The following is an 11,831-nucleotide window of genomic DNA, read 5'->3' as shown; positions in this document are numbered from 1 at the left end:
TCCGCACAACTGAAAATGTCACTCCCCCAACGATAATCGGAGAACCATGTATCGCCTGAACGTGCTGTACAACCAGCCGACCGACCCGGCCGCGTTCGATGAGTACTACTTCAACACCCACATCCCGCTGGCCCGCAAGATCCCCGGCCTGCGCCACGTATCGATCTCGAAGACCGAGGGGCTGGACGGTTCCACTCCGGACATCTACCTGGTCACGACGCTCGACTTCGACTCGAAGGAAGCGTTCGGCGCCGGGCTGGGTTCGCCTGAGGGTAAGGCGACCGCAGCCGACGTACCCAACTTCGCGACCGGGGGGGTCACGATGCTCGGCGCTGAGCTCGTCACCGAGGATTTCAACTAGTAGGTGGCTGGTGTTGAACAGCTGCGTGTGGGTGAGGATGGTCGGCTGGGGTAGATCAGGTCACCGCGTGGGGCTGAGGCTGGCCGAGCGCGGCTGGTCGCCGGGCGGGACTGATGACGCTGGCCAGTCGAGTACGCCGGCTTGAGGGCGGATATGACGGCCAGGTAAGGGGTTTCGAGTCTGATCCTGGTGTTATCAGGCGGTCGCTGCCCATCCTTGACCGGTCGTGAACGTCACGGCGAGCACACTCAGGCGTACGAGGTTGACCGCGGCGGCCAGCAGGGAGAAGTCAGCGGCAACCTTCGTCGTGCCGCGGACCCGTGCCCTGCGCCCGCCGTGCTTGCGGCGCATCAGGTGCCCGATCTTGCGTTCGACCTTCGGGCGGGTAGCCCGGTAGTCGGCCACCCATCCCGGGTCCTGTTGCCGCCCGCGGGCATCGGTCAGCTGCCGTTCATAGGCGCCGACCTTGATGGTGCGGCCCTTCGCGGAGGTAGTGCACTGCTCCCGTAGCGGGCACTCGGCACACGCCGCCCCGAAACGTGCCGTGCCGGCACCACCCTTCCCGCGCCGGATCGGCGAGACTTGCCCCGCCGGGCAGGTCACCGTGTCAGCGTCCAAGTCCACCTCGAACTCGTCCTTGGCGAACAGGCCACCAGTATTGGACGGCGACTGGGTCTTGCACTTGTCATCGATCCCGGCAGCCTCCAGCAAGTCGTGGATCGGCCCAGTCCCGTACGCGTTATCCCCATACACGCCAGGCTCATCCGCGTCGCCGTGATCGCCGGCATCGTGATCGTCGGTGTCGAGGAGATCAGCGATCAGGTCTTGTGCGGCCGCGGCATCACCGGTGTTGCCCGGGGTCACGCCGGTAGCGGTGATGATCTCACTGTCCGGGTCGAGGCCCAGGTGCCCCTTGTACCCGTCGAAGGAGCGTGCGGCGGTCTTGTGCCCGTGCCGGGCCTGCGGGTCGACCGTGGAGATCACCCGATCTTTGGCGACCCGCCGCGCGATCGCGAACACCCCGTCAGCGTCTTGTTCCAGGTCCTGCCCCAGCACGGTGGCCAGCAACTGCCCCGCCGCGGCCACCGGTTCACTGACCGTCCGCCCCTCCAACACGGCCAGGGCGGCCATCCCGTCCCGAGCCAACTCATCGACCAACACCGCCCGGGCGACCTGGTCGTCCCAGTCACAGGCCGGTTTCCCCGCGCCCACGTAGTCATCATCACGGGCCAGCACGTCCCGGACCCGCGCCCCCAACTGCGCATCACACGCCTTGAGCAGCCCACGGATCGCCGACCGGATCAACGTGACCGTGTCCATCGTGGCGACCGCGTCATACAACGGGGTGGAGTCCAGCACCCGTTTACGCCCGACCAGTCCGGCAGCCTTGGCCACCTGCAGCACGGCATCGAAGATCCGGTCCGGCGCATCCGAGGCGGCCAGCCGGGCCCGCATATCAACCAGCACCGTGTGCACGAATCCCGGGTAATCGAAGTCCAGCCCGCCCGCCGCGTACTTCCACCGGGCGTCGAACGCGAACCGGTCGACCGCTTCCCGGTCACTGCACCCCTCGAAACGTTGCAACACCATCACCACCGCCACGATCATCGGCGGTACCGACCGGCGACCAACATCGGTGAACAAGTCCGCGAACATCTCGTCCGGGAACAACCGGTGGCACTGCCGGTGCAACAACCCGTAGATCGAGTCTTCGCCGATCCGCGGCTCGCAGAACGCGGTCGTCGAACGGAACAAATCAGCCTGGCTCGGAGTCACTCCCAACGTCACAGGCCAATCCTCCCGAACCCAGCACCAAGCAACACGGACCGCCACGCCACGAAAAACACCAGCGACCTAGGGCGTGTCTCCCAATTTCCGGTCGCGGTTCGGTGATGATTGCTCGGTGAGTTCATCGAGGTACGAGGTGCTGTCCGATGAGCGGTGGGCTCGGATCGAGCCGTTGCTTCCGTCGAATGCGGGGCGGCGTGGGCGGCCGTTTCAGGACAGCCGGCGAGTGGTGAACGGGATCGTCTACCGGTATCGGACGGGGATTCCGTGGCGGGATCTCCCGTCCGAGGCGTTCGGTTCGTGAAAGACGGTCTGGAAGCGGCATCGCCGTTACGCCCGGGACGGGACCTGGGACGCGGTGCTCGCGAGCCTGTTGGCGGAGGCGGACGCGGCAGGCAAGATCGACTGGACGGTATCGGTGGATGCCACGATCAGCCGTGCTCATCAGCACGGTACGAACACCTCCCGCCCTGATCAGGACACAGGGGGCACGGTCGAACTACACGAATCTGCCGGTCGGGTTCGTTGCGAGCCCACTCGGGGGTGACCGGGAACCGGCCGGGCACGGGATTGGTCGTTCTCGCGGTGGTCTGACGACCAAGATTCATGCCGCGGTCGACGGTCACGGGCGTCCGTTGGCGCTGGTCGTCACCGGTGGGCAACGCAACGATGGTGCGATGCTCGGTGAGGTCCTCGCGGACATTCGGGTGCCCCGGCAGGGACGGGGGCGTCCGCGTACCCGGCCGGACGTGGTGGTCGCTGACCGGGCCTACACCAGTGGTGTGAACCGGCGGATGCTGGCCGGTCGGGGCATCAAAACTGTGATCCCGCAGAAGATCACCGAGATCGACGCCCGCCGACGCAAGGGCACTTCCGGTGGCCGGCCGCCCGCATTCGACGCCGAAATCTACAAGGGCCGCAACGTCGTTGAGAGATCGTTCAGCGACACCAAGCAGTGGCGCGGTTTGGCCACCCGCTACGACAAACTCGCCATCACCTACCGGGCCGGCGTGGTCCTGCAGGCATGCTTCCGCTGGTCGCGACTATTAGGAGACACGCCCTAGTGGCCCGTGGCTGAAGTCTTCTTGCGATCGATCTTCGTGAGGATCTGCTCCGCAGTCTTGGTCCAGACGAACGGCTGCGAGCGCGGGTTCCAGCCATTGATGAACGCACGGATCGCCGCCTTCAGCTCGCGGACCGATCGGAAGGTGCCGCGGTGGATCGCTTGACGTTCGATGATCGAGAACCAGATCTCGACCATGTTCATCCACGACGCCGACGTCGGAGTGAAATGGACTGTAATCCGAGGGTTCTCGGCGAGCCAGTCCTTCACCTCCTGCTTCTTATGGGTGGCGTAGTTGTCCATCACCAGATGCAGCTCAACCTCGGGGTACGCGTTGGCGACCTTCTTGAGGAACGCGAGGAACTCCTTATGGGTGTGCCGGTCATAGCACTGCCCGACGACCCTGCCCGTTCCGATCTCCAATCCGGCGAACAGGCTGGTCGTGCCGTGCCGAATGTAATCGTGCGTGCGCGCGGCCGGGTGATTCGGAGCCATCGGCAACGCCGGCTGCGTGCGATCGAGAGCCTGAATCTGCGTCTTCTCATCGATGCAGATCACCACCGCCCCCTCGGGCGGCGCCAGATACAACCCGACGACATCGATGACCTTCGCCTCAAGCTCCGGGTCAGTGGAGAACTTGAACGTGTTCTCACCCCACGGCTTGATCCCCATCTCCCGCCACACCTTCGCGACCTGCCCATGATCGAGCTTCAAACGCTTGGCGAGCAGCCGCGAGGACCAGTGCGTCACACCCAAACTCGCCGGAGGAGGCGTCAACGTTGCCGCGATCACCTTCTCCCGGTCCACCGTCGCCGGCCGCCCCGAGCGCGGCTGATCCGCCAACCCCTGCGGCCCCAGCTCGCGAAACCGCTGACACCACAACGTCACCGTCGGCCGCGAGATCGACAACCGCTGCGCGATCGCCGCCATCGTGACACCCTCCGAAGCCCACAACACAATCCGCGCTCGCGTCACCAGCCCGGACGGCATTGACGGCGTCCGCAGCCAGGCCTTCAACAACTCACGATCAGACTCAGATATCAGAACCGGCTCGGCGCGCATACACCGATTGTCCCACCACCCCGATCACCAAACTACTTTCAACACGCGCCACTAGCGGGCCTCTTGTGAGCACTACTCGGTGATCACAACAAGAATCCCCGAAGCCCCAGGCTTCGGGGATTCTTTAGTTGATTCGCCGCTCTTATGCGGTTGCCGACGCCGCTCGGTCAGCGATTTCTGTTGCCCGTACACCGCTGGCGGGCCGCCCGGCGATGCCCCAGTTGTCCGGCGACACCTCGATGATCTGGCCGCGCACGCCAGAGACGTCGACGCCGAGGGTGTCGACGATGTCATCGGTCAATGCGGTCAGCAATTCGTGGCGTTGTTCCACGCTGCGACCGGCGAGCACGATCGCGGTGAAGTACGGTGCGGGAGAGTCGTTGTCGACAATTCCACCGACGGCGATCGACGACGCTGGGTAGTGCACCAGGAAGGCGCGGACCCGTTCGATCGGCGAGTCGAGCACCCGCGAGTAGGTCGCGCTGGCCCGTTCGAGCAGTTCCCGTTCCTGCTCGGCGTCGAATGTGGCTGCCGGCACATGAAAATGGGCAATGGGCATGAGTGTTCTCCTTCTCCGATCAGACGATTCCGTGCCGCGTACCGCCGTCGGCGGCGAGTACCGCACCGTGCAGTACCGCCGCCTCTGGCGCAAGCAAAGTGGTTACCAGCCAACCGATTTCGTCGAGTGTAGGCAGCCTGCCCAGCGTGGTCTTGGCGACGTACCTGCTCCAGATCTCCTCGTACGATGTACCGGACTCGTCTGCCTGAGTCTGCACGAGAGCTCTTAGTCGTGGTGTGTCAATGGGGCCCGGCGCAACCACATGCGTCGTGACGCCTTTGGGGCCGTACAGGGCACTGATCTGCCGCATCAGGTTGAGCAGCGCCGCATTCGCCGTCCCCGGACCGGCGTCGAGCGGCCCTGGCTCGACGCCGAGGGACCCGGCTACCACCACAAACCGCGAATCGAACGCCAGCCGGTCACGTACTGCGTGCAACAACCGCAGCGGCCCAGCCACTTTGATGTTTGCCGCCGTCGCGAGCGCCGACGGCTCGATGGTGTCGGCCGAGCCACGCACCGGCAGGCCTGCGGCGAACACGGCCATGCGTACCGGGGCGTCGAGGGCGGCGCTGATCGTGTCGACCGCGGCGTCGGACCCGATGTCGGCGACGCAGCCGATCACGGAATCATTTGTGGCGCAGAGCTTGTCGAGCTGCTCCCCGCTGCGGGCCACCGCGAGCACTCGATACCCCTGCGCGGTGAGACGTTCAGTGATGACCTCGCCCATCGCGCCCGTCGCGCCGACGACAACGCAGACTTCGCCGGACACTATGCCTGCCGCAGTCGGATGGTGACAGCGCGGGGTTCAGTGAAGAATTCGCGGGAGTACTGACCGCCTTCGCGTCCCAATCCGCTGATGCCCTCGCCGCCGAACGGCAGCCGTAGATCGCGTTCGAAGAATGTGTTGATCCACACCGTGCCCGCCTTCCAGCGCGCCGCCATCCGATGTGCTCGGTCGAGATTCTGCGTGAACAGCATTCCGGCGAGTCCGTAGGGCGAGTCGTTGGTGATGGCCAACGCTTGCTCCTCGGTGTCGAAGCCGAGGACTGTCTCGACCGGACCGAAGATCTCCTCGCGGGCCGTGCGGGATTCGTTGGTCAGCCCGGTGATCACCGTCGGCGGATAGTAGAAACCAGCCGAGTGCGACGCGTCGGCGAGTCGTTCGCCGCCGGTGAGAACCTTACCTCCCTCCGACTGGGCGAGTTCGACGTAGCCATGCACCTTGTCGAGGTGGCGCTGCTCGATGAGCGGCCCCATGAAGGTATCGGGGTCCTTGGGATCTCCGACAGTCAGCTTCGCAGCTTCCTCGGCGAAGCGCGCGACGAATTCTTCCCGAATCGAGTTCTGCACAAGGAGCCGCGATCCGGACAGACAGACCTGGCCGTTGCCACCGAAGATCGCACGCAGCGACATCGGCACTGCCACATCGAGATCCGCGTCTTCGAAGATGATGTTCGCCGATTTACCGCCCATCTCCGCTGACACCGGGGTGTGGTTGAGCGCTGCCGACTGCAGGATCTTGACGCCGGTCGCGCTCGACCCGGTGAAAGTGATCCGGTCGACACGACGGTCGGAAGTGAGCGGTCCAGCGACCGCTTCGCCGCCGAATCCATGCACCACGTTCAGCACGCCCGGTGGCAGACCTGCTTCGAGCGCCAGCTCCGCGAACCGATGTGCCGTCAGCGGCGTCTGCGGGGCCGGCTTGAGCACCACGGTGTTGCCGAATGCCAAGGCGGGAGCGATCTTCCACGTCGCAAGCATCAGCGGGGCATTCCACGGGCTGATCGCCGACACCACGCCCGCAGGCGGGTACAGCACATAAGAGAGCAGATCGCCGTCCGGGTACGCCTCGTTGGCGGCCATCGACACATAGTCGGCAAAGAACCGCAGATTGTGTGCGACCCGTGGGATCTCGGCGTGCAGCGACTGCGTGATGGTTTTACCGCCGTCACGAGTCTCCAACTGCGCCAGCTCTTCTCGATGCGCGTCGAGATTGTCGGCGACGGCGTGCAGGATCCTCGCACGCTCCTTCGGAGCCATGGTGGACCACGGACCGTCGTCGAAAGCCGACCGCGCGGCGGTGATTGCGGCCTCGCCGTCGGCGGCCGTCCCCTTCGGAACGGTGCCGAGCAACGAACCGTCGTGCGGGTCACGGGTCTCAAATGTGGCACCGTCGGAGGCGGGCAGCCACTTGTCGCCGATGAGGTGCGCGGCGTCGAATTGCGTTGTCATTAGTGGATAACTCCTCTAGACGGCCGCGACGGCGGGGGTCTCGTAGGTGCGTCCGGCCAGCTCGGAGGCGACGTCGATGATCATGTCTTCCTGACCGCCGATCACACCGCGCTTGCCGAGTTCGAGCAGGATGTCGCGGGTGGGCACGCCGAACTTCTTCGCTGCGCGTTTGGTCGGATGGAAGAACGTCGAATACACGCCTGCGTAACCGAGGACAAGTGCGGTCTCGTCGACGATCTGCGGTTCCTTCATCAGCGGTGCGACGATGTGTTCGGCGGTGTCGATCAGTTCGAACAGGTCGACGTCGGTCTGCCACCCTGCGCGGTCGAAAGCCGCTGCCAGCACTTCGGTTTGGGCGTTGCCAGCGCTGGCGCCGAGGCCACGCAGTGAGCCGTCGATGAAGGTTGCACCGTTATCGGCGGCGGCGAGTGCGTTGGCGATGCCCACACCGAGATTGTTGTGTGCGTGGAAGCCGAGGTCGGCGTCGATGGCCGACCGCAGCGCCGCGACACGGGCCGCAGCCTGCGCGGGCACCATAGCGCCCGCGGAGTCGACGACGTAAACGACGTCGGCGCCGTAGGAATCGAGTTTCACGGCCTGCTCAGCGAGGGCGTCGGGCTCGAGTTTGTGACTCATCATCAGGAAGGTCATTACCGTGAGGCCCTGCTCTTTGGCCCATTCGATGGGCTGCTGGCCGCAGTCGGCTTCGGTGCAGTGGACCGCGACGCGCACCGTCTTGATGCCTGCGTCGATCGCCTTGCCGAGCTCGGGCAGGGTGGCGATGCCGGGCACGTAGAGGGCCGCGATGTCGGCGTTCTCCACGGCATCGACTGCGGCTCGGACGTAATCGGGATCGGTGGCGGCGGCGAAACCGTACTGGATGGAGGATGCGCCGAGGCCGATGCCGTGGGCCACCTCGATGGTCTTGACGCCTGCTCGGTCGAGTCCGGCGGCGATCGCCGCGACGTTCTCCGGGGTGAATTGATGTGAGACGCTGGACATTCCGTCGCGCAGCGTCGTATCGACGAGGGTGACCGCGCCGAGGGGATGGGTGCTCATTTGATTGCTCCTACCAGGTTCTGTTGTGCCATCACGTCGGCGACTTGGACCGCGGCTGCAGTGATGATGTCGAGGTTGCCCGCATAGGTGGGCAGGAAGTCGCCCGCACCGACCACTTCGACCATGACGGTGACCAGGTCGCCGTCAACGTCGACGAGCCGCAACGAGTAGCCCGGCACGTACTGTTGCACCCGCTCGACCATGTCGATCACGGCACGCTCGATGGCGGCGGCGTCGGGGCGTCGGACCCGCGCATAGACAGTGTCGCGCATGTTCATCGGTGGCTCGGCTGGATTGATCACCGAGATGGCCTTCGCGCTGTCTGCCCCGGCGACCTGTGCGAGAGCGCGTGACGTCTTCTCACTGAATTCGCTGAGGTTCTGCCGAGTGCCGGGGCCTGCGCTCTTCGACGCGATGGCAGCGACGATCTCGCCGTAGGAGGCGTCGGCGACCTCGTTGATCGCGTAGAGGATGGGGATGGTGGCCTGCCCGGCGCAACTGACCATGTTGACGTTGGGTGCGCTGAGGTGAGCGTCGAGGTTCACCGCGGGCACCACGTAGGGACCGACCGAGGCCGGCGTCAGGTCGATCGCGGTGATGCCCGCATCGGCATAGCGCGGTGCCGCCGCCGCGTGGATCTTCGCCGACGTCGCCTCGAAGACGAGGTCTGGGCGATTCGGTTGCGCCAGAAGCCAATCGATCCCTTCAGCCGATGCTTCGAGTCCTTCCTGCCGGGCCCGCGCGAGTCCCTCGCTCGCGGGGTCGATGCCGATCATATAGACCGGGTCCACCTGCTCGGATCGCAGCAATTTGTACATCAGGTCGGTACCGATGTTGCCCGACCCGACGATGGCGGCGCTCAACCGACTCATCTCGTTCTCCTTAGACTCACGCGTTGTGGTTGTCCCGACGGTAGGCATCGAGAGGCTGCTTGCGGGGTGTGCGACAGCGTGATCGGAAACGAGACGGCGATTGCGGAGAACTGTTCAGGATCGCCGAATCGTCGTGATCGGGGTCACAGACCGGTGCCATGCTGGGTGCACGCCGCCGGGAAGATGCCGGCCACAACCCGAGATTCACAGGAGTATCGATGAGCGAGAACGACACCCGCTTCGAGATCGCGCACCTGGCGCGCGTCGAACTGTTCAGCCCGAAGCCGCAGGAGACCGAGGACTTCTTCACTCGCTTCCTCGGCATGTACGTCACGCGGCGCAAGGGTCAGTCGGTGTACCTGCGCGGATACGAGGACCCCTACCAGTGGAGCCTGAAGATTACCGAGGCCGCGCAGCCCGGCATGGGCCACGCAGCGTTGCGGACGAGCTCCCCCGAGGCTCTGGATCGTCGGGCGAAATCGTTGGGCGACACCAACATCGAGGGCAAATGGTCGGAGGACGAATTCGGCTACGGCAAGACGTTCGAGTATCAGTCGGTTGACGGCCACCAGTTCGCATTGCTCTGGGAGGCCGAGAAGTACGTTGCCCCACCGGAATTGCGCAGCAAGATCCTGACGCGGCCGTCGAAGAAACCGTTGAGCGGTATTCCGGTCAAGCGGATCGACCACCTGAATCTGATGTCGTCGGACGTAACCGCGACGAAGACCGAGTTTGAACGTCACCTCGGCTTCCGCACCACCGAACGGGTCATCGACGGCGAGGTGGAGATCGGCGCGTGGATGAGTTCCAATCTGCTCGGCCACGAGGTGGCGACCATGCGCGACATGACCGGTGGACACGGCAAGCTGCATCACGTCGCGTTCTACTACGGCACCGGCCAGCACAACATCGACGCCGCAGAGATGTTCCGCGACTACGACATTCAGATCGAGGCCGGACCAGACCGGCACGGCATCACGCAGGGCCAGTTCCTGTACGTGTTCGAGCCCGGTGGCAACCGCATCGAGCTGTTCGGTGAAGCGGGCTTCCTGCATCTCGATCCGTCGGCCGAGACGCAGACCTGGCAGATGGCCGACATCGACACCGGCCTAGCGATCGGCGGAGCGGCGCTGCCCTGGGAGACCTACTTCACCTACGGCACTCCGAGCCCGCTGTCGCTCGATCGGCACATCGAGACCTACTCGCACTTCGGTCCGGGTGCCGAGCTGCCGACCGACACCGAGGTGGCGGCCGAGCCCGTCAGCGTCTAACGCCAATGCCGCGCAGTTAGCCGGTGTGTCCGGGTGTCAAGGAACTGGTGGTGTGTATGCGTGTCGTGATGGTGGTGGTGTAGTTCGTCCTGTCGACGGATCCTTTGGCCCGGTGTTTGGAGATCGCCCGTTTGACGATGCGGGGGCTGGATCGTGATCGACGGTGTGGGAGGACGTTGGCCAGCAGGGCGGTTCCGATCCGCCCGATCAGGTCGGTGACCGGTTCGGTGAGTACGATTGCCGCGCAACAGATTCCGTCTCGCGCGGTGTTCAGCGCGATAGTGAAGCTCAGCTGGGTGGGTTCGGTGCCGGCGCTGGCCAGCGCGGTGTCTGCGATCGCGGTCCGTAGCGACTGGGCCACGATCAGCACGGCATAGACCTCCTGGGCGATACCGGCCGGAGTGTGTGCCCGCAGCACGCGCCCGTCCAAGAGGGTGGCCTTGGTCTCCCGGAAGCTGGTTTCGATCTCCCACCGCTGGTGGTACAGCTCGACCACCGCCAGCGCCGGGTACCGCTCGGCGTCGGTCAGGGTCGTGATCAGCCGGTAGGTGCCGGTCCGGTAGCGGCCGGATCCAGGCGCCAACTCGACGCGGATCACCGCGTCGATGACACGCACCCGAGTGGCGCCGATCAAGGCGATCGTCGTGCCGTCGCCCAAGGACTCCACGACGGTGAATCGACGACCGTTCTTACACCGGATGAGCAGCTGCGCGCCGGTGTCGGCGATCTGGGTTATCAATGCCGCGGACGCGAAGTTGCGGTCGGCCAGGAGCACCATGCCCGGGGCCAGGCTGTCCAGCAGATGCGGTGCGTAGCTGGTTTCCCCGATCCGGTAGGACCCGAAGGCGGCATCGATGATCGTGCGGGACCCGCACGCCACGATCGTCAGCAAACGCAGCATCGGATACCCGCCCGGGGCGCCGGGCCGGCCGGTCTGCCGGCCGAACGCGACCGCGTTGGCGGTGGTGTCGGGTACGAACATGCTGGTGCCGTCGATCGCGCACACCCGCAACCCGCGCCAGCGGGGTGAGCCAGCCGCTGGGCCACGGACCAGGTCGAACAGTTCGGCCAACGGCCGCACCCCGATCCGCCGGAAGGCTTGCGAGAGTGCGGAACTGCCCGGCACCCTCATCGCCGCACCGGCACCGGTGGTCAACCGTGTCAGGACCTGCCGGTAGCCGACATCGGCGAACAACACCCCGGCCAGCAGCACGTACACCACGACCCGGGTCGGTAGCCGCCGCAACCGTTTCTGTGCTGCTCCCGCGGCATCGATGGCCGCGTCGACCAAGTCGGTGGACACCACACGGGTCAACTCGCCCAGGTGGCCCGCTGTGAACGGATCCTCGGGCACATCAAACGATTCGGACGTGACAGACTGAGCGCGCAACGGGACTCCATTTGGTAGCAGAGCGTCTTGTGAGGACAGCTCTTCACTACCGGGAGTCCCGTTGCTTCATCCCGCGACACGCCGACAACCACGTCACACTGGTAACACCAGCAACACCACTAACTGCGCGGCATTGCGTCTAACGCCTCACCGAACCCCCGGGGCCCGCGATGA

At 65.2% G+C, this 11,831-nt stretch carries 10 protein-coding genes and 1 pseudogene; 3 read left to right on the top strand and 8 right to left on the bottom strand.

What is annotated here, in order from left to right:
• Nucleotides 1-46: 46 nt before the first annotated feature.
• A complete protein-coding gene (locus FHU39_RS16745) occupies nucleotides 47-361 on the top strand; it encodes an EthD family reductase (protein WP_183321691.1) in 315 nt (104 codons plus the stop codon).
• Between the two features lie 195 nt (nucleotides 362-556).
• On the opposite strand, the gene FHU39_RS16740 is transcribed toward FHU39_RS16745, so the two are convergent.
• Nucleotides 557-2,149, bottom strand: coding sequence for an IS1182 family transposase (locus FHU39_RS16740; RefSeq protein ID WP_183319280.1), 1,593 nt, complete (start codon nucleotides 2,147-2,149; stop codon nucleotides 557-559).
• A 115-nt stretch (nucleotides 2,150-2,264) separates the two neighbouring features.
• On the opposite strand from FHU39_RS16740, the pseudogene FHU39_RS16735 reads away from it, so the two are divergent.
• Nucleotides 2,265-3,213 (top strand): annotated as a pseudogene (locus tag FHU39_RS16735) (IS5 family transposase).
• Here FHU39_RS16735 and FHU39_RS16730 read toward each other — a convergent pair.
• The 6 genes from FHU39_RS16730 to FHU39_RS16705 form a co-directional block, all read right to left on the bottom strand.
• Complete coding sequence (locus FHU39_RS16730; protein ID WP_183321690.1) at nucleotides 3,210-4,274, bottom strand: IS630 family transposase; 1,065 nt, start codon at nucleotides 4,272-4,274, stop codon at nucleotides 3,210-3,212. The pseudogene FHU39_RS16735 and the gene FHU39_RS16730 overlap by 4 nt on opposite strands.
• A gap of 142 nt (nucleotides 4,275-4,416) precedes the next feature.
• The gene (locus FHU39_RS16725) at nucleotides 4,417-4,833 is read right to left on the bottom strand and encodes a tautomerase family protein (protein ID WP_183321689.1); all 417 of its coding nucleotides are present in this window, start codon (nucleotides 4,831-4,833) and stop codon (nucleotides 4,417-4,419) included.
• A 19-nt stretch (nucleotides 4,834-4,852) separates the two neighbouring features.
• Nucleotides 4,853-5,602: an SDR family oxidoreductase gene (locus FHU39_RS16720; protein WP_221185573.1), complete on the bottom strand. Its 750-nt coding sequence runs from the start codon at nucleotides 5,600-5,602 to the stop codon at nucleotides 4,853-4,855.
• On the bottom strand, nucleotides 5,602-7,065 hold the full coding sequence (locus tag FHU39_RS16715; protein ID WP_183321688.1) for an aldehyde dehydrogenase: 1,464 nt from the start codon (nucleotides 7,063-7,065) through the stop codon (nucleotides 5,602-5,604). Before FHU39_RS16715 ends, FHU39_RS16720 begins: the two co-directional genes overlap by 1 nt.
• A 15-nt stretch (nucleotides 7,066-7,080) precedes the next feature.
• Nucleotides 7,081-8,124 (bottom strand): 4-hydroxy-2-oxovalerate aldolase, encoded by a 1,044-nt coding sequence (dmpG, locus tag FHU39_RS16710; RefSeq protein WP_183321687.1) that lies wholly within the window; start codon nucleotides 8,122-8,124, stop codon nucleotides 7,081-7,083.
• Nucleotides 8,121-8,996 carry an acetaldehyde dehydrogenase (acetylating) gene (locus FHU39_RS16705; protein WP_183321801.1) on the bottom strand — a complete coding sequence of 292 codons (876 nt, stop codon included), beginning with the start codon at nucleotides 8,994-8,996 and terminating at the stop codon, nucleotides 8,121-8,123. Before FHU39_RS16705 ends, dmpG begins: the two co-directional genes overlap by 4 nt.
• Before the next feature lie 218 nt (nucleotides 8,997-9,214).
• Between FHU39_RS16705 and FHU39_RS16700 the strand changes: the two genes are divergently transcribed.
• Nucleotides 9,215-10,267, top strand: a complete 1,053-nt coding sequence (locus FHU39_RS16700; RefSeq protein WP_183321686.1) for a VOC family protein — start codon at nucleotides 9,215-9,217, stop codon at nucleotides 10,265-10,267.
• A 16-nt stretch (nucleotides 10,268-10,283) separates the two neighbouring features.
• Here the strand turns inward: FHU39_RS16700 and FHU39_RS16695 are convergent, their stop codons facing one another.
• Entirely contained in the window at nucleotides 10,284-11,621 is a 1,338-nt protein-coding gene (locus FHU39_RS16695; protein ID WP_183321685.1) for an IS4 family transposase, read from the bottom strand.
• Between the last annotated feature and the right edge of the window lie 210 nt (nucleotides 11,622-11,831).

It is taken from the genome of Flexivirga oryzae, assembly GCF_014190805.1.
Lineage (GTDB): Bacteria > Actinomycetota > Actinomycetes > Actinomycetales > Dermatophilaceae > Flexivirga > Flexivirga oryzae.
This window is presented reverse-complemented; position numbering and strand designations above follow the sequence as displayed.